Origin of the sequence: Alkalihalobacillus phoenicis (assembly GCF_047302405.1) — a bacterium.
Lineage (GTDB): Bacteria > Bacillota > Bacilli > Bacillales > Bacillaceae_D > Alkalihalobacillus.
On record NZ_CP154853.1, the window covers coordinates 1,574,248 to 1,593,617 of the forward strand.

21 protein-coding genes are annotated in these 19,370 nt (G+C 38.5%); 19 read left to right on the forward strand and 2 right to left on the reverse strand.

Annotated elements, in window-relative coordinates:
• Nucleotides 1-243: 243 nt before the first annotated feature.
• Entirely contained in the window at nt 244-1,116 is an 873-nt protein-coding gene (locus AA0017_RS07500) for a YitT family protein (RefSeq protein ID WP_413380551.1), read from the reverse strand.
• 155 nt (nt 1,117-1,271) lie between these two features.
• Here AA0017_RS07500 and AA0017_RS07505 point away from each other — a divergent pair, with 155 nt between their 5' ends.
• The 13 genes from AA0017_RS07505 (at nt 1,272) to AA0017_RS07565 (ending at nt 14,332) form a co-directional block, all read left to right on the forward strand.
• Entirely contained in the window at nt 1,272-1,598 is a 327-nt protein-coding gene (locus tag AA0017_RS07505) for a nucleotide pyrophosphohydrolase (RefSeq protein ID WP_413382458.1), read from the forward strand.
• Nucleotides 1,595-2,395: a 4-hydroxy-tetrahydrodipicolinate reductase gene (dapB, locus tag AA0017_RS07510; RefSeq protein ID WP_413380553.1), complete on the forward strand. Its 801-nt coding sequence runs from the start codon at nt 1,595-1,597 to the stop codon at nt 2,393-2,395. Before AA0017_RS07505 ends, dapB begins: the two co-directional genes overlap by 4 nt.
• A gap of 22 nt (nt 2,396-2,417) precedes the next feature.
• Nucleotides 2,418-2,834, forward strand: a complete 417-nt coding sequence (locus AA0017_RS07515; protein WP_413380555.1) for a methylglyoxal synthase — start codon at nt 2,418-2,420, stop codon at nt 2,832-2,834.
• Nucleotides 2,827-3,525, forward strand: coding sequence for a bacillithiol biosynthesis deacetylase BshB1 (gene bshB1, locus AA0017_RS07520; protein WP_413380557.1), 699 nt, complete (start codon nt 2,827-2,829; stop codon nt 3,523-3,525). Before AA0017_RS07515 ends, bshB1 begins: the two co-directional genes overlap by 8 nt.
• A gap of 15 nt (nt 3,526-3,540) precedes the next feature.
• The gene (gene bshA / locus AA0017_RS07525) at nt 3,541-4,665 is read left to right on the forward strand and encodes an N-acetyl-alpha-D-glucosaminyl L-malate synthase BshA (RefSeq protein ID WP_413380559.1); all 1,125 of its coding nucleotides are present in this window, start codon (nt 3,541-3,543) and stop codon (nt 4,663-4,665) included.
• A 14-nt stretch (nt 4,666-4,679) separates the two neighbouring features.
• A complete protein-coding gene (locus tag AA0017_RS07530) occupies nt 4,680-5,813 on the forward strand; it encodes a CCA tRNA nucleotidyltransferase (RefSeq protein ID WP_413380561.1) in 1,134 nt (377 codons plus the stop codon).
• Nucleotides 5,810-6,793, forward strand: a complete 984-nt coding sequence (locus tag AA0017_RS07535; RefSeq protein WP_413380563.1) for a biotin--[acetyl-CoA-carboxylase] ligase — start codon at nt 5,810-5,812, stop codon at nt 6,791-6,793. Before AA0017_RS07530 ends, AA0017_RS07535 begins: the two co-directional genes overlap by 4 nt.
• A 251-nt stretch (nt 6,794-7,044) precedes the next feature.
• A complete protein-coding gene (panB, locus tag AA0017_RS07540) occupies nt 7,045-7,875 on the forward strand; it encodes a 3-methyl-2-oxobutanoate hydroxymethyltransferase (RefSeq protein ID WP_413380565.1) in 831 nt (276 codons plus the stop codon).
• A 4-nt stretch (nt 7,876-7,879) separates the two neighbouring features.
• Nucleotides 7,880-8,737 carry a pantoate--beta-alanine ligase gene (gene panC / locus AA0017_RS07545; RefSeq protein WP_413380567.1) on the forward strand — a complete coding sequence of 286 codons (858 nt, stop codon included), beginning with the start codon at nt 7,880-7,882 and terminating at the stop codon, nt 8,735-8,737.
• A 2-nt stretch (nt 8,738-8,739) separates the two neighbouring features.
• A complete protein-coding gene (gene panD, locus AA0017_RS07550) occupies nt 8,740-9,123 on the forward strand; it encodes an aspartate 1-decarboxylase (protein WP_413380569.1) in 384 nt (127 codons plus the stop codon).
• Nucleotides 9,124-9,187: 64 nt separating this feature from the next.
• Nucleotides 9,188-10,153, forward strand: coding sequence for a tetratricopeptide repeat protein (locus AA0017_RS07555; RefSeq protein ID WP_413380571.1), 966 nt, complete (start codon nt 9,188-9,190; stop codon nt 10,151-10,153).
• Nucleotides 10,154-10,189: 36 nt separating this feature from the next.
• A complete protein-coding gene (gene dinG, locus AA0017_RS07560; protein WP_413380573.1) occupies nt 10,190-13,006 on the forward strand; it encodes an ATP-dependent DNA helicase DinG in 2,817 nt (938 codons plus the stop codon).
• 6 nt (nt 13,007-13,012) lie between these two features.
• Nucleotides 13,013-14,332, forward strand: a complete 1,320-nt coding sequence (locus AA0017_RS07565) for an amidohydrolase (RefSeq protein ID WP_413380575.1) — start codon at nt 13,013-13,015, stop codon at nt 14,330-14,332.
• Nucleotides 14,333-14,386: 54 nt separating this feature from the next.
• Here the strand turns inward: AA0017_RS07565 and AA0017_RS07570 are convergent, their stop codons facing one another.
• Nucleotides 14,387-14,542 carry a hypothetical protein gene (locus AA0017_RS07570; RefSeq protein WP_413380577.1) on the reverse strand — a complete coding sequence of 52 codons (156 nt, stop codon included), beginning with the start codon at nt 14,540-14,542 and terminating at the stop codon, nt 14,387-14,389.
• A 122-nt stretch (nt 14,543-14,664) separates the two neighbouring features.
• Here AA0017_RS07570 and AA0017_RS07575 point away from each other — a divergent pair, with 122 nt between their 5' ends.
• The 6 genes from AA0017_RS07575 to AA0017_RS07600 all read left to right on the forward strand — a co-directional run bounded on the left by AA0017_RS07575 (nt 14,665) and on the right by AA0017_RS07600 (nt 19,367).
• The gene (locus AA0017_RS07575) at nt 14,665-14,835 is read left to right on the forward strand and encodes a YpmA family protein (protein ID WP_413380579.1); all 171 of its coding nucleotides are present in this window, start codon (nt 14,665-14,667) and stop codon (nt 14,833-14,835) included.
• A gap of 13 nt (nt 14,836-14,848) precedes the next feature.
• Nucleotides 14,849-15,331 carry a DUF5590 domain-containing protein gene (locus tag AA0017_RS07580; protein ID WP_413380581.1) on the forward strand — a complete coding sequence of 161 codons (483 nt, stop codon included), beginning with the start codon at nt 14,849-14,851 and terminating at the stop codon, nt 15,329-15,331.
• Nucleotides 15,332-15,445: 114 nt separating this feature from the next.
• Nucleotides 15,446-16,738 (forward strand): asparagine--tRNA ligase, encoded by a 1,293-nt coding sequence (gene asnS / locus AA0017_RS07585; RefSeq protein WP_413380583.1) that lies wholly within the window; start codon nt 15,446-15,448, stop codon nt 16,736-16,738.
• 755 nt (nt 16,739-17,493) lie between these two features.
• A complete protein-coding gene (locus tag AA0017_RS07590; RefSeq protein WP_413380585.1) occupies nt 17,494-18,198 on the forward strand; it encodes a DnaD domain-containing protein in 705 nt (234 codons plus the stop codon).
• Between the two features lie 25 nt (nt 18,199-18,223).
• Complete coding sequence (nth, locus tag AA0017_RS07595) at nt 18,224-18,874, forward strand: endonuclease III (RefSeq protein WP_413380587.1); 651 nt, start codon at nt 18,224-18,226, stop codon at nt 18,872-18,874.
• Nucleotide 18,875: 1 nt separating this feature from the next.
• Complete coding sequence (locus AA0017_RS07600; protein ID WP_413380589.1) at nt 18,876-19,367, forward strand: YpoC family protein; 492 nt, start codon at nt 18,876-18,878, stop codon at nt 19,365-19,367.
• The last annotated feature ends 3 nt before the right edge of the window (nt 19,368-19,370 follow it).

Genomic DNA, 19,370 nt, shown 5'->3' on the forward strand with positions numbered 1-19,370 from the left:
TTCCGATTCCCATTTCCTATACACGAGCTCAATGGCCCCAACATACTTAAAACTGATTCAGTAATGAAAGTGAAGAAGCTCGGTTTGATTTCCGGATTCTGAATCCCTGAGGCTTTGGTCGAGCTTTCTTTCACCTCTCACTATACTCCTAAAAGAAAAATAGTGGGTAAAATCATCCGTCGATGATCTTACCCACTAATCTTAGTATGTTTTTTTTGAATAGCGTGGATAGCATTCGGTTTTTTAGTTATCTAATGGCTTTTTGTTCTCATCTAGTGTAAATCCTTCACCGATAACATCTTGTACATCGTTAACGGAAGCAAAGGCATGTGGATCAATTTGTTCAACGAGTGTTTTGAGACGAACAAGTTCATTTCGACCGACTACACAATAAAGCACTTGTTTATCTGTCCCGGTAAAGGTACCTTTTCCTTGTAAAAGCGTCGCTCCGCGGTCCATGTCTACTAAAATTCGTTTGGCGATTTCTTCCGTTTTTTCAGAAATGATAATCGCTGCTTTCGCCGAATAAGCTCCTTGTTGAATAAAATCAATGACACGTGCGGCGATAAACACAGCAACGAGCGTATACATCGCTTCCCGGTAGTTTAAATAAATGAGTGAGCTTGTAATAACGACGGCATCAAACATGAACATCGTTTTCCCCATACTCCAGCCTAAATATTTAAATCCAAGTTTGGCGATGATATCAACGCCACCTGTTGTGCCCCCGTATCTAAAAACAATTCCTAAACCAACACCAATAAAAACGCCTGCAAATAAAGCGGCAAGGGTCATATCGTCATGTAATGGAATCGCCATAAAACGGAATCGTTGAAATAATTCCAGAAAGACGGAAACGCTTAATGTTCCGATAACCGTATAAATAAACGTTTGTCGACCAAGAATTTTCCAACCAATAATTAAAATCGGGATATTTAAAACTAAGTTTGAGAGTGCTGGGTTAATATCAAATAAAAAATAAAGAATTAAGGTGATACCGGTGAATCCACCATCGGCTAAGTTATTTTCCATATTAAAAAAAACAAGTCCAAAAGACATAATGGCTGAGCCGACTAAAATCATAAATACATTTAATGGTTTAATTCGTAGTTTCAAAAGCCCTCCTCCTAAATTTTCCAACATAAAACTACACTTATTATATAAAAAAGACCATTTTTCGGCAAATGAACCTTTTGTATTTGTCAAAACAGGGAGGATTCGCTAACATGTAGTCAAGGGGAAAGAGAGGTGCTAAATTGACAAAGAAGACAATGGAAGAGATGCAGCAGCAGGTCGATGAATATATTGGTCAATTTAAAGAAGGTTATTTTAGCCCACTTGCGATGCTTGCTCGGATTACAGAAGAAGTCGGCGAGTTATCACGAGAGGTGAATCATTATTATGGTGAAAAGCCGAAAAAAACATCAGAAGAAGAAAAAACAATGGAGCAAGAAATGGGAGACATTTTATTTGTCCTCATTTGTTTTGCCAATTCGTTACATATTGATTTAGAAGAAGCATTTGACTTGGTTATGAATAAATTTGAAACGCGAGATAAAGATCGCTGGACACGAATAGAAGAAGGGGAATCAGAATGAGTCAGTTAAAAATCGTTATTGCCGGACATAGAGGAAATATGGGGAAAGAAGCCGTTAAAATGGTCTCAAACCATGACCGTTTTGAATTAGTTGCTGTTGTCGATTCCAAAAATGCGGGAAAAAAAATCAAAGATATTGAGGGGCTAATGTCTTTAGAAACACCTATTTATGAAGATATGGATCGTTGTTTGGCAGAACATGAACCAGATGTCCTGATTGATTTAACGAATCCTAAATTCGGGAAAAAGCATATGGAAAGTGCCTTTAATCATGGAGTTCGTCCTGTTGTAGGAACAACAGGCTTCACAGAAGAAGACATTGCAGAACTTCGTCAAATCGCAAAAAGCAAGCAACTCGGGGCTATTATCGCACCGAATTTTGCGATTGGAGCGATCTTAATGATGAAGTTTGCCCAGACGGCAGCTAAATATATGCCCGATGTGGAAATTATCGAACGTCACCATGATCGGAAACTAGATGCTCCGTCTGGTACGGCTATTAAAACAGCTCAGCTCATTACGGAAGTAAGAGAAGCTAAAACGCAGGGGCATCCTGAAGAAAAAGAAGAATTACAAGGGGCAAGAGGGGCAGATATGGAAGGCATGAAAATTCATAGTGTTCGTATGCCTGGACTTGTCGCTCACCAAGAAGTTTTATTTGGCAGTGTTGGCCAAACCTTAACGATTCGACATGATTCCATTAATCGAGAGTCCTTTATGCCAGGAGTTCAATTAGCGGTTGAGACGGTTGTGAATTTAGATACGCTTGTTTATGGGTTAGAAAATATTATTGATTAAATAGTTGAGGGAGAGATCGTTTATGAAGATTGCTTTGATTGCTCATGATAAAAAGAAAGATAGAATGGTGCAATTCGCGATTGCTTACGAACAGATTTTAGCTAGCCATGAGCTATATGGAACCGGAACGACAGGAACGAGAATCATGGAGGCGACGAATTTAAGTGTTCACCGTTTTAAATCGGGTCCACTTGGTGGCGACCAACAAATCGGAGCATTAGTTGCAGAGAATCAATTTGATTTAATTGTCTTTTTACGTGATCCATTAACCGCCCAACCTCATGAACCAGATGTGTCAGCTTTAATTCGTTTATGTGATGTGAATGAAGTGCCGCTTGCAACAAATATTGGAACAGCAGAAGTTCTTATAAAGGGGTTAGAGCGGGGCGATTTAAAATGGCGTCAAGTGATTCATGAACAGGATAAAAACGATGAATAAAGTGGACGTCTTAGCTTTTGGTGCCCATCCTGATGATGTTGAAATTGGGATGGGGGCAACTTTGGCCAAGTTTGCAAAAGAAGGGAAAACGGTCGCGATTTGTAATTTGACTTATGCTGAATTATCCTCTAATGGAACCGTTGAACAGCGCCAAGAAGAAGCGAAAAAGGCAGCAGAAATTTTAAAGGTTTCTCATTTGCTTCAACTTGATTTAAAAGACCGTGGTTTAAAATATGTTTCAACTGAGCAGTTAGGTAAAATCGTCGATGTCATTAGAGAGTATCAGCCTAGAATCGTTTTTGCCCCTTATCATGTTGATCGCCATCCCGATCATGGGCACTGTTTTGAACTCGTACAAGAAGCGTTATTTAATGCAAGAATTAGACGATATGAAACGAATCAATCCTTACAAGCCCATATTGTCGAGCAATTTTATACATATTTTATCAATGGCAGTCCGAACCCAGATTTTGTGTTAGATGTTAGTGATTTTTATGTCCAGAAAAAAGCCGCCCTCCAAGCTTATCAAAGTCAGTTTCAAAAAAGGGGCGATGATGCGGTGGAGACGCCTTTAACGAATGGATATATAGAAGTGGTTTCGGCCAGGGAACGTTTATACGGAAAAGAAGTTGATGTAACGTATGCGGAAGGGTTTAAAACGATAAAACCTTTAAAACTAGATACTTTATAGACAGAGGGTAAAAAAATGAAAACGTTAAAAATAGGGATTAGTTGTTACCCAACGGTCGGTGGCTCTGGGGTCATTGCAACGGAGTTAGGCAAACTACTAGCCGAACGGGGACATGAAGTCCATTTTATTACGTCAAGTGTTCCATTTAGGCTTGATCGAGTGTATCCAAATATTTATTACCATGAAGTCGAAGTCAATCAATATTCGGTTTTTCAATATCCACCATACGATTTAACGTTAGCAAGTAAAATGGCAGAGGTCGCTAAACGGGAAAAGCTTGATGTGTTACATGTTCACTATGCTCTTCCACATGCGATTTGTGGCATTTTAGCGAAACAAATGGTTGGAGATGAACTAAAGATCGTCACAACGCTACATGGGACCGATATTACCGTTTTAGGTTACGATCCATCTTTAGTTGAACTTATTCGTTTTGCGATTGAGAAATCGGACTATGTTACCGCGGTTTCTCAGGACCTGATTAAACAAACGAAAGAATTAGTTGCCACTGATAAAGAAATCGAAACGGTTTATAATTTTATTGATGAACGTGTGTATACGAGAAAAGAAGTATCGGAATTAAGAAGCCATTATCGAATTAAAGAGACGGAAAAAGTGTTTATTCACATTTCGAATTTTCGTCCTGTTAAACGAGTAACAGATATTGTCAAAACGTTTCATAAAGTTGTTGAAAAAGTCGATGCAAAGCTTCTTTTGATTGGAAATGGACCAGACTTGCCAATTGTCCGTGACCTTGTGAAAGAATATCAGCTTGAAGATCGAGTCTTAATCTTAGGTAACCAAAAACATATTGCTGAACTACTCTCGATGAGTGATCTTTTGTTTTTATTAAGCGAAAAAGAGAGTTTTGGTTTAGTCGCTTTGGAAGCTATGTCTTGTGGGGTTCCAGTAATCGGGACAGAGGTTGGTGGAATTCCTGAAGTGGTCGAACATGGGGTAACGGGTTACTTATGCCCGGTTGGGGATATTAATTGTATTGCTGAAAAAACGATTGAATTATTAAATGATCAATCCAAGTATGAATCCTTTCAACAGGCTTCAATTGAACGAGCGAAAACCCTTTTTTATTCAGAAACGATCGTCAAACAATATGAACGTATTTATCAAAATTTATCATAAAAGGAGGGCTGTATGTGCAAGAGCTTATTTCAGCTGGTCAAAAATTATTACAACAATTAAATGAATATGGCTATCGCGCTTTTTTTGTCGGTGGAGCTGTCCGCGATTTTTATTTAAAACGGACAATTTCTGATCTCGATCTTGTGACGTCAGCGACTCCAGAGCAAATGCTCGACCTTTTTCCAGCAAGCTTTCAAATGAATAATCAGCATCAAACGGTGTTAATCAAGTGGGATGGGTATTTGTTTGAAGTGACATCAGAACGTGGTAGCTCACTTGAAGAAGATCTACAAAAACGTGATTTTACGATCAACAGCCTAGCGATGGCAAAGAATCAGGAAATCATTGATTTGTTTGGAGCGAAATCAGACTTGGATAAACAAGTCCTTCGTTCGATTCATCCAGTAGAGCGTATGACCGAAGATCCTTTGCGTATGCTAAGGGCTCTTCGTTTTCAAAGTGAATTAGGATTTGGGCTTGAAGGCGAATTAGCCAATGTTATTACCGAACATCGCGAATTATTACAACAGGTAGCTATTGAACGGATAGTGAAAGAAATTGAAAAATGGATTTGCGGTTCTTTCTTTCAAAAGACGATCGAGAACAAAACCAATCAAAACGTCCTTCATGCTCTACCGCTTTTATCTTTTACTGAAAAAGAGCTTACCGTATTAAGTACACTAAATCCGTTACCGAATCATGATCAAAGTTTGATTTGGTCGATTATTTATTATATAAAAGGCTGGGAACATATAACGGCACCCAAATTGCCACTAGCGAAGGTTGTTATAAAAGAAATAAACAAAGTTCTTCATTTTTATGATCTCAGAAAGGAATTAGACTGGGGCTTTGAAAGTCTTTATGACGCTGGCTATCCAATCGCTCAAAAAGTAGAATGGTTAAAAGAAAGTTTGGGTGAACCGTTTATTGGGGAACAGAGCTTAAAAACGAAATGGCACCAATTGATGATTCAAGACCGCTCTGAACTGGCGATTGATGGAAAAATTCTTCTCAAGGAGTTTGAGCAAAAACCAGGTGTTTGGATTGAAGAATATTTAAGGAAGGCCGAATATTTTGTTTTGACGAATCAAATAAAAAATGAAAAAGAAGCACTCATCAAAGAGTTAAAAGGGAGTTTTAACAGATGAAGGAGCAGTTAATTAAACTTTTATTAAAAGAGCCAGGAGCTTTTGTTTCTGGTGAGAAGATAAGTGAGGAGTTAGGCTGCTCAAGAACGGCGATTTGGAAACATATTGATGCCCTTCGTCAGGATGGCTATCGATTAGAGTCGGCACCGCGTAAAGGCTACCGACTCATCGAAATGCCTGATATGATGAAAGCCCATGATATTAAAATTCATTTGGCGACAAAGTATATCGGTCATACGATTCATTATTTTGATGCGGTTCCAACGACACAGAAAGAAGCCATGAAATACATACAAAATGGAGCAACAGAAGGGGAGCTCGTCGTTACTAGCAACCAAACGAATGGAAAAGGTCGACTTGGCCGGGTTTGGAATTTTGCAGAACAAAAGGCGATTGCGATGAGTTTAATTCTTAAACCGAATATTAGCCCCATGAAAGTTCCGCAGCTGACGTTATTAACAGCTGTTGCTGTCGTTCGAGCCCTTCGAAAAAAAACGAATCTTGATATTTCCATCAAATGGCCGAATGACCTTTTAATAAATGGCAAAAAAATGGTCGGTATTTTAACAGAAATGCAAGCGGAACCTGATGTTGTTCATTCCGTTGTCATTGGGATTGGCATGAACGTCAATCAAGAGCAAGCTGATTTTTCAGATGAATTAAGCGACAAGGCGAGTTCACTTTTAATTGAAAGTGGACAAACGTATAAGCGTGCCGAGTTAATTGCTGAAGTGTTAAATGAGTTTGAAGGGTTATATGACCTTTATCTTGAGACTGGATTTTCTGTGGTCAAAACGTTGTGGGAATCTTATGCGATTAGCCTTGGTTCCTATATTTACGCTCGTACGGCCAAGGAAACGATTTATGGCTTAGCGACTGGTATTAATGATGATGGCGTCTTATTATTAGAGGATCAGGAAGGACAAATCCATTCCATTTATTCGGCAGATATTGAAATGGCTTCTCAAATCGAAAAATAATTGTTATACTTTGAATGAATGGGCTGTATCCAAAGTGGAACAGCACCGATTCAACCTGTATTTATTATAACATGTGAACAGGATCTGCCTTGATCCAATCAGGACTAGGACAGAGGGATTCATAATGATAACAGCAAAACAAGAATGTTCTTGTTTTATTTGTTAAGCATCCTTCTTTCTTATGAATAGAAAAATGGATGCTTTTTTGTGCTCATTATGGACGTCCTCTCAATTTGAAGGGGGAAATGAACATGAAGACAACGTCAAGCTTTTTGAAAATGAAAAAGAATAAGGAAAAGATTGCCATGATGACGGCTTATGATGCACCAGCAGCCAAGCTTGTCGAGCAAGCAGGGATTGATATGATCTTAGTTGGTGACTCATTAGGAATGGTCGTACTCGGTTATGATTCGACCGTTCCGGTTACTTTAGATGATATGGTGATGCACACTAAAGCAGTGAAAAGAGGGGCAAAGGATACCTTTGTCGTCACGGACTTTCCTTTTTTAAGCTACCATGCTTCAATTGAAGAGACCTTTCAAGCAGCCAAAAGATTGATGCAAGAAGCAGGAGCACATGCGGTTAAGCTTGAAGGAGCCGATGAATTAGTGGAATCGATTTCGAAATTAACAAAAGCAGGAGTACCGGTCATGGGCCATTTAGGGTTAATGCCTCAGTCAGTCGGTGTTCTTGGTGGATATAAAGTACAAGGAAAAGATGAAGAAAGCGCAGCAAAACTTTTAAAAGATGCGAAGGCGGTAGAAGCAGCAGGAGCGTTTGCTCTCGTATTAGAATGTGTGCCGGAGCAAGTCGCAGCTTGGGTCTCAGAAGAACTTCAAATTCCCGTAATTGGCATTGGTGCAGGTGTAAATACCGATGGTCAAGTGCTCGTTTATCATGATGTGATCGGGTACGGAGAAGGTCATGTGCCGAAGTTTGTCAAAAAATATGCCAATGTATCAGAGACGATTCAAACAGCGATATCGTCTTATGTGGAAGAAGTAAAAAAGGAACAATTTCCACAAAAAGAGCATAGCTTCCAATCTGAAGTGAAACAACTTAGCTTATACGGAGGAAATTAGTTCAATGAGAACGTTTCGAACAAAAAAAGAAACTCTAACTGAAATAGGGCTACAAAAGGTAAAAGGTAAAACGATTGGTTATGTCGCGACGATGGGTTTTTTGCATGAGGGACATTTACAGCTCGTTGCAAAAGCGAAGGAACAATGTGACGTCGTTGTGATGAGCATTTTTGTTAACCCATTACAATTTGGGCCAAATGAGGATTTTGAGCGTTATCCGCGTGATGAGAAGAGAGATTCAGAGCTAGCTGAAAAAGCTGGAGTCGATTATTTGTTTTATCCAACGGTCGAAGAGATGTATCCAGAAGAACAGATGATGGAAATTCGTGTTACACAAGGAACAGATGTCTTATGTGGTGCAAGCCGTCCTGGTCATTTTGATGGTGTGGCTGTCGTTGTGATGAAACTATTTCAAATTGTTCAGCCAAATAAAGCCTTTTTTGGCTTAAAAGACGCCCAGCAAGTGGCCGTTATTGAAAATATGGTTCGAGCATTTGATATCCCCGTAGAAGTGATTCGCTGTGAAACCGTACGAGAAGAAGATGGCTTAGCGAAAAGTTCAAGGAATGTGTATTTATCGGATGAGGAACGGAAATTGGCTCCGCAACTTTATCAAACGCTGTTAAAAGGGTGCGAGCTCGTGCTAGGTGGCACAACAGAGCGAGACCAAATCATCTCATTTTTAACGAGTGAATTAAACGGCTTGTCGCTTGGTAAGCTTGATTATACGGACGTTTTATCGTTTCCGAGCTTAAAAGCGGAAAAACAATTAACGGGAGAAGTGATTATTGCTTTAGCTTATCAATTTAAGCAGGCCCGATTAATTGATAATGTAATTGTACGAGTAGGAGAGGAGTTATAAAAATGTTACGCACAATGATGAGAGCAAAACTTCATAGAGCAACCGTAACGGAAGCAAACCTTAATTATGTCGGGAGTATTACGATAGATGAGGATCTAATGGATGCGGTGGGAATTATTGAAAATGAAAAAGTACAAATCGTCAATAATCATAATGGGGCAAGATTTGAGACGTATGTCATTAAAGGGGAAAGAGGCAGCAAAGTCTGTTGTTTGAACGGGGCGGCAGCAAGGCTCGTTCAACCTGGTGATGCGGTGATTATTATCGCTTATGGTATGGTCGATGAAACAGAATTAGCTCATTTTGAACCAAAAGTCGCTGTTTTAGGTGAGAATAACAAAATCGTTGAGATGTTAGGAACAGAACCAGCTTCTACCGTTATGTAAAGTGCATAGATCCCCCCTTGAAGTAAACACTGATAGTAGGAAGTGTTGAAGAGGGGGGATTTTTTTGGATAATTGGTTATTAGAAAATGTGGCATGGGTAGAGGAGCTACAGGCGAGTTGGGACAAACAGCCCTTATCAAGACAAAGAGAGCAGTTAGCCAAACTCGAAAACCTTTCCAATTCGATTTTAGACTATTGGGTTGGCATTGAAGAACAATTGCATTATTTTAAAGAACATTTAAAAAACGATGACGAAATGTACAGTTATCGCTCAACGGGAACGACTTATTTTGAATTAGAAATGTTTGAAAAAGCGACCGAGCATCTGCAGTTAGAAAAAGAGGCAGATGTAAAAGACGAACTACGTTTATTATATCTTGCTTATTCTTACCTATATTGTGATCAATTTATACAAGCCAAGGATCAATTTCTATATTTGTTACAATTGACAAAGGATCATTTAATCAAACATCATACTCTTTTTGGATTAGCTTGTATTGCTTGTAAAAAATCAAAATATGATGAAGCGATTTTCTTTTTTGAACAAACAAAAGAATGGTTACCAGAAGATGATGATGTCGTGTATAATTTAGGCATCTGTCATTTTTTAAATCATTCCTTTGAACATGCGGTCCGTTACTTTTATGAAGCGATTAAACGAAATGACCATGATGGGGAAGCTTATTATTTTTTAGGCTGTTGTTTAATCGAATTAGGTGAACGTCAAGCCGGTTTCCGAGCATTAGGTCAAGCGATGCATTTGTTACATTCAACGGAAAGTTTATTAGGGCTCGCGTATTTATTAGAATGGAATGGTAAACATGAAGCAGCATTGGATTGTTATAAAAAATTGCATACAGATGGTCGAGAAACAGAAGCTTGTTTACACGGATTTGCGTGGAATTATGGAATGTTAAATAAACGCGAGCTCTCGCTGAACTATTTTAAAAAGTTATTTCAATTGAATCCTACTCATCCAGCTGGAGCTGACTCTTTTAAATGGTTAGCAAGTATATGGGTTTGTAGTTGAGCTTCTTTTTAGGAAGTAAAATAGAGGTGTTTTAGAATGGAACGTTATGTCGTAATCGATTTAGAGACGACCGGCCACTCCGCTAAACTTGGAGAAAAAATTATCCAAATCGGAGCTGTCGTTATTGAAGCTGGGCAAATCGTTGAACGATTTGCCTCTTATGTTAATCCGAAAAAAGAAATCCCACCATTTATTACAGAGCTAACCGGTATAACCAATGAACATGTAACGGAGGCACCGCTCTTTTCGGAACTTATTCCTTTTCTTTTGCCAATGTTAGAAAACGCTGATTTTGTTGCCCATAATGTTTTATTTGATTATTCCTTTTTAAAACATGAATTAGAGGCACAAGGATATGAATTAAAGACGAACCATCAATATGATACAGTTGAACTTGCTCGTATTTTATTGCCAAGTGAAGAAAGCTATAAGCTTGGACATTTAGCGGAGCAGTTAGGGTTTGAACATGAGCGTCCCCATCAAGCAGATAGTGATGCAGAGGTCACAGGTGAACTCTTTCTTTTATTATTAGAAAAACTGCATGCTTTACCGACCACCACATTAGAGCATTTGCAAAGAATCACAAAAACTTTTCGTAGTGATATTGACCACTATATTGAAAAATTATTGCAGCAGGACCGAAAAGATCAGGATAATCGTTTTGATCACTTTCGTTCCTTATCGTTACGACGCATGGAAAAAGAAAGCAGTAAGAATAACGAAGAGCCGCCTCGTTTACAGACCGTTTTACAGCAATTAAAAGATGGCCAACTGAAAGATACCGAGCAAGCATTTGAACGCTATGAAAAAAGAGCGGGACAATTACAAATGATGGAAGCTATATCAGATGCTTTTGAGAGCAATGAGCATACATTAATTGAAGCTGGGACAGGGACAGGAAAATCGATTGCTTATTTATTTCCGGCGGCTTTTTATAGTGTCACCAATCAAGTACCGATTGTTGTGAGTACGCAAACCATTCCGTTACAGGAACAATTATTAACAAAAGATATTCCGATCTTAAATAAGTTGCTCCCCTTTCAGCTAAATGTAGCGTTACTTAAGGGACGAAACCATTATTTATGTTTACGAAAATTCGAACAGTCCTTAACATACGTTGAAGATAATACATACGATGTCCAATTAACAAAAGCCCAAATTCTCGTTTGGATCACTGAAACGACTACGGGAGATGTAGAAGAGCTTTCTTTACCAACAGGTGGAAGAACGTTTTGGCATGATGTCAAAAGTGATGCAAACACCGATCTTGGTTCTTTTAATCCATGGCTTAGCCGTTGTTATTATGCTCGGGCAAGAAGAAGAGCACAGAAAGCGAATATCATTATTACAAACCATGCTTTATTATTTACCGATTTAGCAACAGAGCAACCACTTTTGCCTGCTTATAAACACGCCATTATAGATGAAGCCCATCATTTTGAAGAAGCGGCTTCCAACCATTTAGGCCAATCGACAGATTATTTATCATTTACATATGTCTTTCAGCGCTTAGCAGCGGGGACTGAAAATGGTCTGTTAAACAAATTGAAGGACATGTTAGAACGGCATCAGTTATTTGAGGCAAGCCTTTATTTTAAGATGGAACAAAAGATAAAAGCGATGAATGAAGAAGTGGATGAGCTGTTTCGAATGTTATTTCGTTATGTCGAAAAACATTACCGCGTTAGTACATCTGATGTTGGTAGAGTTCGTTATCGTTATCAAAGCTTTAAAGAAAGTGGACCTATATGGGATGCGATTTTAGAAAGCTGTATGAGACTACATGTGTTATGTAAGGACATGTTCACTCCATTAATGAATTTTTGTTCTCTTTTAAATGATTCAGAGGAACTATCCTATCTAGAAAGGGCCTTATTAGCCGACATACATGCAATGGCTAAACAGTTATATGAAAATGAACAAGTCCTATATGAACTGCTCTTAGAAGCCGATTTAAATTATGTGTATTGGATCGAAATCGAAGCAAAAGGGGCTAAAAACGCCGCTTATTTATACAAAAAGCCGATTGATGTGGCAGAAACGTTGGCCGATCGTTTTTTTACTGAGAAAAAAAGCGTTGTGCTAACATCAGCGACATTAACCGTTAATCAATCATTTGATTATCAAGTCGAACGATTAGGTCTGGAGGATTTTGGGGTGAAACGATTACTCATTCCGACGTCGTTTGATTATGAAAAACAAGCAAGGCTTCTTTTACCGACCGATATGCCGTCGATAAAAGAAGTAAGCGAAACAGAATATGCAATGGAAGTCGCGATCAAAATCGAACGAATTTCCCAAGAAACGAATGGAAAGATTCTTGTTTTATTCACGTCGTTTGAAATGTTACGTGCCGTATACGAATATATGAAGGACTTACGTACAGACGAGACAACGACAACGATCATCGCTCAAGGAATGACGAGTGGGAGTCGGATTAAACTAATCAAATTGTTTAAGCAGGTTGATTCAGGCTTATTATTTGGGACGAGCAGTTTTTGGGAAGGGATTGATATGCCAGGGGCTGAGCTCGAGCATTTAGTCATTGTTCGCTTGCCATTTTCACCTCCAGGGGAACCGCATATTGAAGCCCAGCTTGAAAAAGCGAAGGAAGCTGGTTTAAATCCGTTTATGGCGGTTTCTTTGCCCCAAGCGATTATTCGCTTTAAACAAGGATTCGGCCGATTAATTCGAACAAAAGATGATAAAGGTTGTATTTTTATTTTAGATAGAAGGATTTCAACGACTAGATACGGTTCTGCTTTTGTTAAATCACTGCCACCAATCCCAATATTAAAAGGGAAGCTTGAGCGATTATTAGAAGAGGTTCAAGAATTTCAAAAAAATAAGTAAAGAAGGATGATTTCATTGTCTTTTATCATCAAAAATGTCAAAATAATCTCGATTGAACAGAAAACAGTCATCGATGGTTATCTTGAAATAGATGGAAAAATTATCAAAAAGGTCCATGAAGGTGAGCCTTCTCTTGAAATAGTCAATCAAGCGAGTCGAGTTATCGATGGAAAAGGGAAATGGCTTCTTCCTGGCTTTGTTAACACTCATACACATGTTGGGATGAATTTATTAAGAGGGTACTCAGATGAACTTCCGTTACAACGCTGGTTACAAGAAAAAATGTGGCCATTTGAGGCAAAATTAGACCGAGCTTCTGTTGCAGCCGCAAGACGATTAGCGTTAGTTGAAATGATCAAATCAGGAACGACGACCTTTTTAGAAATGTATCATTTATTTATGGATGATTTTGCTGAAGAAATTCAAGATGTCGGAATAAGAGCGACATTAATGCGTTCGATGATCGGTTTATGTCCAACAGATGAGCAGGAAGCCAAGCTTAAAGAAGCAAAAGAATTCGCGATAAATTGGCATCAAAAAGCTGAAGGAAGAATTCAAACGATGCTTGCTCCACATGCTCCATATACGTGTCCACCGAACTTTATAAAACGGATTGTCGAAGAAGCGGCTGTCTTACAATTACCTGTGCATATGCATTTAGCAGAAACAAAAAAAGAAGTCGACGATCATATGAATCAGTACGGCCTACACCCGGTTCATCATTTGGATCAGCTCGGCGTGTTAAAGGAAGTTGATTGGTTATTTGCTCACGGTGTGTTTCTAGAAGATGAGCATTTAGAAGTATTACAATCAGCAAAAAGTGTTTCCATTAGTCATAATCCAATAAGTAATTTGAAGTTAGGATCAGGCATAGCAGCGGTTTCTAAATGGCAACAATATGATTTGAACATCTGTTTAGGTACAGATAGTGTCGCCTCTAACAATACACTTGATATGGTTGAGGAAATGCGGATGGCTGCATTAATTCATAAAGGAATTGAGCGTGATCCAACGGCGGTGCCTAGTATAGATGCCTTACATATGGCGACATTAAATGGGATCAATGCTTTACAATTTGAAGAAGTGAAAGGAATAAAAGAAGGAGGGGAGGCTGATTTTGTCTTAATAAATGGAAATCAAGCTCATTTACAGCCAGAAAAACAAATCTTTTCTCATCTTGTTTACGCATTAAATAGTCAGGATATTACCGACGTTTACGTTCAAGGTGTCGCCTTAATGGAAAATAAACAATTACTAACATTGGATGAGGAAAAGATTATTTATGAAGCAAACCGCGAGTTTCGGCAGGTGATTTCACGCCTATAAATAATACCCACACAAACGAATTGTGTAGGTACGAGTGAGGTGTGGATAGAAATTTTATTTTTTCTCTTGCTCAAACCGTAATGGGAAATTGGTTTGTCTAATGGACATTGGAAAAGCACGACGTGTATCCAACCCATTACGACTTAGAAGCGAAATATGTTGTTTTTGTTCTTGGAATAAAGCAGAAATCGATTTTGTTTGTTTCGACATCATTCCGCCTCCTTGCTTGAGTATACTATTAGTATGGGATGAATGGACATAACTATGACTAGCAATACTTTCTGAAACAGGATATATTTATAACGGAATCATACAAAAAAAGGTGGATTTAAATGGATAATAAAATTGAAGTTTTATCAACAGTTAGGGTGCAAAAATCAGCTGATTTATACAAAATTGTCGATTCTCTAAATCGTACATTAAAAGAAAAAGATTTAATGTTTGGATTAGCTCTTGACCAAGAGAATGAAGAACAAATGGTGTTCACGATTTATAAAACTTAGGTAGGGGATCAAAATGAAAAAGTGGATTATATCAAGTATCTTCCTCCTCTTTATCACGTTTTTAGGTGTCGCTTTTTATATGTATCAACTCGTGCGAGAGCCTTTGACCGAAGCGTATGAGCAAGTTCTTGTCTATGTTGAAAATGAACAATTATTAAATGATATTAGTGATATCAGCTACTACCATGGCACAGAAACCTATTATGTGATAACGGGTGAAGATGAAGATGGTGATATGGCGTATTTATGGTTAAAAGAGGATTTGAGCTTTTATGACCTTTATAAACAGTCTGATGGTATTACAGCTGAGGCGGCAATGGCCATTGTGAATCAAGATTATGGGGCAGAAGAAGTGGTTCAAGTTCGGTTAGGATATGAACGAAAAATGCCTGCCTATGAAGTCATGTTTATTGATGATGAAAATCGTCAAAGCTATTATTATGTGACGTTTGAAGATGGAGCGTTTATGAAAAGGTATCACTTAAATCGTGATTAACAAAGTAGCGAAGATTCTATGTTAATATAGGAAAACAATTGACTTCAAAATTCGGCCAACTGTATAATGAAAAGCGTGATAAAAGGAAATGTTTGAAGTAATGGAGGGTATATATTGAAAACTACAATCGCAAAAGTTGGACAATTTGTTGACCAAACCGTGACAATCGGAGCTTGGATTGCCAATAAACGTTCAAGTGGAAAAATTGCCTTTTTACAACTAAGAGACGGTACAGGTTTTATTCAAGGAGTCGTTGTGAAAGCAGAAGTAGGCGAAGAGATTTTTGCAAAAGCAAAAGCGATAACACAAGAATCGTCTCTTTATGTAACGGGAATTGTTCGTGAAGATGAAAGAGCCCCATCTGGTTATGAATTAACGGTAACAGATGTGGAAGTCATTCACGAAGCAGTCGACTATCCGATTACACCGAAAGAGCATGGCACTGAATTTTTAATGGATCATCGTCATTTATGGATTCGTTCTAAACGTCAACATGCGGTGATGAAAATAAGAAATGAAATCATTCGTTCTACATATGAATTTTTTAATGAAAACGGCTTTGTCAAAGTCGATCCGCCCATTTTAACAGGTAGTGCACCAGAAGGCACTAGTGAATTGTTTGCGACCAAATATTTTGATGAGGATGCGTATCTTTCTCAAAGTGGACAGCTTTATATGGAAGCAGCCGCCATGGCTTTAGGCCGTGTTTTCTCTTTCGGCCCGACATTCCGTGCCGAAAAATCGAAAACTCGCCGTCATTTAATTGAGTTTTGGATGATTGAACCGGAGATGGCTTTTGTTGAATTTGAAGAAAATTTAGAAGTGCAGGAGCAATATGTTTCCTATATTGCAAAATCTGTGTTAAAAAATTGTCAAATTGAATTAAAAACACTCGGTCGAGACTTGGAAAAATTGGAGAAAATTCAAGCTCCATTTGCTCGAATTACGTATGATGATGCCGTTACATTTTTACACAAAGAAGGTTTTGATGATATTGAATGGGGCGATGACTTCGGTTCTCCGCATGAGACAGCGATCGCTAACCATTATGATAAACCAGTGTTTATTACCCATTACCCAACATCGCTGAAACCGTTTTATATGCAGCCTGATCCAAACCGACCTGAAGTGGTTTTATGTGCCGATTTAATCGCCCCAGAAGGTTATGGAGAAATCATCGGTGGTTCAGAACGTATTCATGATATGGAATTACTGGAGCAAAGACTTGCTGAGCATCAACTTGATTTAAACGCATATGAGTGGTATTTACAATTAAGAAAATATGGCTCTGTGCCACATTCTGGTTTTGGACTTGGATTAGAACGTACCGTTGCATGGTTATCTGGAGTCGAGCATGTCCGTGAAACAATTCCATTCCCACGTTTATTAAATCGTTTATATCCTTAAGATTATTAAAGGAAAAGTCAAAGTTCGGGGAACGTCAATGAGATGGTGCCCCGGGCTTTTTTGTATCCTGAAATAAATCATCCTGATACGTGGATCCAAATGAAGTTTCACTACTTATAAAAAAACAAAGGACCAAAACGGTGTGGGCAAACTAGTGGGATATTTCTGCAAGAGAAGTAAAAAAACGGAGACTATACAGCGATTAATATTGCCACTGAAGAAGTCTCATGAACAACCTTTACAGGGATGATCTTAGACAATTAAGTTATCCATTAGATCGGCAATCACAGCATCAAGCTGTTTTTTCATTAACCAAAACGGAGCGAGCGGAATGCCCGGAGACTCCTGCGGGAATAGTGAGGAACGGGAGACCCCGCAGCGATGAGCGAGGAGGCTCCCGACTCACCCGCGGAACGCGTAGGGCATGCAGCTCGCGGAGTATAGCAAACTAATGTAACCATAATTTAACGAGTAAACCGTTTTTCAGTGTCCTCACTAATCACTACTGAGGCTCCCGATTTTGCCGGCATTCCGTTCGCGGAGTAAGCAAACTAATGTAACCCTATTTATAAAGAGTAGCCCATTTTTCATTGGCTTTCTATCGAGGGAGGAAGCAGGCATCATTCGCCTCAAATAATAGAGCGAGCGCTATCCAAACATAACCAAAATTCCAAGAAGATATTTATGGGAAAAGACTTTTTACGAAGCCTTTTCCACTGACATCATGTTATAATGTCGGATAGAGGTGTTTACGGATGGAACATAATATATTAGTAAAATGGATGAAGCTTGGTTCGATTTCTGTGCCAAAATTGTTAATGGAGCATTACACGAAAATTGGTTTAACGGAAACGGAATTAGTCGGTTTATTACACGTGCAAGCCTTTATAGAACAAGGAGATCATTTTCCTACACCAGAGCTGTTAAGTGTAAGAATGACTAAAAATCCAGATGATTGTGCAAAGATGCTTGGTTCCTTATGCAAACGAGGTTATTTATCTTTAGAGAAAGATTGGGATGAGCAAGGGATTATGTATGAGGATTATTCTCTAGAGCCCCTTTGGATAAAACTATTTCAAATCATAAAAAAGCAAGAGATGGAAAAAGAAGTGGAAACAGAGGCAGAAGAAGAAGGAAAACTGTATCAAAAGTTTGAACAGGAATTCTCAAGGCCGCTATCACCAATTGAAGCAGAGACTTTGTCCATGTGGCTTGATCAAGATCAACATAAGCCAGAATTGATTATAGCGGCCCTACGAGAAGCGGTTGTCTCGGGTAAGCTAAATTTCCGTTATATTGACCGTATTTTATTTGAGTGGAAACGTAATGGTGTGCAAACATTACAGCAAGCAAAAGTATATGGAGAGAAATTTAGAAAATACCAACAACAGCCAAAAGCAAAGGAGCAGGAGCGTGTTCGTTCAGATGCTTATCCAAGTTTTAATTGGCTGGAAAGTTAGTTGATATAGAAAGGGTTAATGAATCGTGTTAACGAAGAAACAAACGTTAGAAGCTATAGATGAAATGGCCTATTTATTTCCTGATGCGGAGTGTGAGCTCGTGCATTCGAATTCATTTGAACTGCTAATCGCTGTCGTCTTATCGGCCCAATGTACAGATGCATTAGTCAATAAGGTGACGCCTGGATTATTTGATAAATATAAAAGCCCAACAGACTACTTAATGGTTCCGCAAGAAGAATTAGAGCAAGATATCCGTAGAATCGGTTTATTCCGTAGTAAAGCGAAAAATATTCAAAAGCTCTGTCGTTCCTTAATTGATGATTTCCAAGGAGAAGTACCTAAAGAACGTGATGAGCTTGTGAAGTTAGCAGGAGTCGGTCGGAAAACAGCCAATGTCGTCACTTCTGTTGCATTTGGCGTTCCAGCTATTGCGGTCGATACACATGTTGAACGTGTCAGCAAAAGGTTAGGGATTTGTCGTTGGAAGGATAATGTTCGGGAAGTGGAAGAAACATTAATGAAAAAAATACCTGAAGAGCGTTGGTCTGATACTCATCACCAATTAATCTTTTTTGGTAGGTATCATTGTAAAGCTCAATCACCACAGTGTCCAGAATGTCCTTTATTGTCTATGTGTCGGGAAGGCAAAAAACGAATGAAGGGGAAGCTTTAATATGAAGCTTCCATCTTCTTTTCAAATGGCTCCCTTTTATGAAAACCAAACCGAAATCGATGAAAAAAATCTAAGGTCAGAGGAAGATAAATGGCTTTCTGTTTATTTTTATTTTGATTTAACTGAAGAGGTTAAACCATGGCTTGACTATGAACGATTTTTAGCGGAGATTTTTCATTATTGGAATAAAAATGTGAATCAATTAAAAGCGTACTTTCATAACAGAAAACCCCAAAAAGCGAAACCGCTTATGATGGCCATGTCTGCTTTGTTAATTGATGCTTTGTTTTGGTTAAATAAAGAAAAAGTTCGTAAATTAACAAGTATAATAACCGATATAGAGGGACTAGTGTATACACCGGTTAATTCTGGCGAAAGAATTCATTTTATTTTGACACATTTAAGTCATTACCAAGGGTTTGTTCAAATGGAAATGCTCTTTGAAGAATTAAAAAAGCTGTATGCAAGAGTAAAAATTATCGAACGAAAATGAGTG

What these genes read in the sequence shown, in the direction of transcription:
- AA0017_RS07505 (WP_413382458.1), top strand. Translation starts at nt 1,272, where the DNA reads ATGGAAGAGATGCAGCAGCAGGTCGATGAATATATTGGTCAATTTAAA.
- dapB (WP_413380553.1), top strand. Translation starts at nt 1,595, where the DNA reads ATGAGTCAGTTAAAAATCGTTATTGCCGGACATAGAGGAAATATGGGG.
- AA0017_RS07515 (WP_413380555.1), top strand. Translation starts at nt 2,418, where the DNA reads ATGAAGATTGCTTTGATTGCTCATGATAAAAAGAAAGATAGAATGGTG.
- bshB1 (WP_413380557.1), top strand. Translation starts at nt 2,827, where the DNA reads ATGAATAAAGTGGACGTCTTAGCTTTTGGTGCCCATCCTGATGATGTT.
- bshA (WP_413380559.1), top strand. Translation starts at nt 3,541, where the DNA reads ATGAAAACGTTAAAAATAGGGATTAGTTGTTACCCAACGGTCGGTGGC.
- AA0017_RS07535 (WP_413380563.1), top strand. Translation starts at nt 5,810, where the DNA reads ATGAAGGAGCAGTTAATTAAACTTTTATTAAAAGAGCCAGGAGCTTTT.
- panB (WP_413380565.1), top strand. Translation starts at nt 7,045, where the DNA reads ATGAAGACAACGTCAAGCTTTTTGAAAATGAAAAAGAATAAGGAAAAG.
- panC (WP_413380567.1), top strand. Translation starts at nt 7,880, where the DNA reads ATGAGAACGTTTCGAACAAAAAAAGAAACTCTAACTGAAATAGGGCTA.
- panD (WP_413380569.1), top strand. Translation starts at nt 8,740, where the DNA reads ATGTTACGCACAATGATGAGAGCAAAACTTCATAGAGCAACCGTAACG.
- dinG (WP_413380573.1), top strand. Translation starts at nt 10,190, where the DNA reads ATGGAACGTTATGTCGTAATCGATTTAGAGACGACCGGCCACTCCGCT.
- AA0017_RS07565 (WP_413380575.1), top strand. Translation starts at nt 13,013, where the DNA reads ATGATTTCATTGTCTTTTATCATCAAAAATGTCAAAATAATCTCGATT.
- AA0017_RS07570 (WP_413380577.1), bottom strand. Translation starts at nt 14,542, where the DNA reads ATGTCGAAACAAACAAAATCGATTTCTGCTTTATTCCAAGAACAAAAA.
- AA0017_RS07575 (WP_413380579.1), top strand. Translation starts at nt 14,665, where the DNA reads ATGGATAATAAAATTGAAGTTTTATCAACAGTTAGGGTGCAAAAATCA.
- AA0017_RS07580 (WP_413380581.1), top strand. Translation starts at nt 14,849, where the DNA reads ATGAAAAAGTGGATTATATCAAGTATCTTCCTCCTCTTTATCACGTTT.
- AA0017_RS07590 (WP_413380585.1), top strand. Translation starts at nt 17,494, where the DNA reads ATGGAACATAATATATTAGTAAAATGGATGAAGCTTGGTTCGATTTCT.
- AA0017_RS07600 (WP_413380589.1), top strand. Translation starts at nt 18,876, where the DNA reads ATGAAGCTTCCATCTTCTTTTCAAATGGCTCCCTTTTATGAAAACCAA.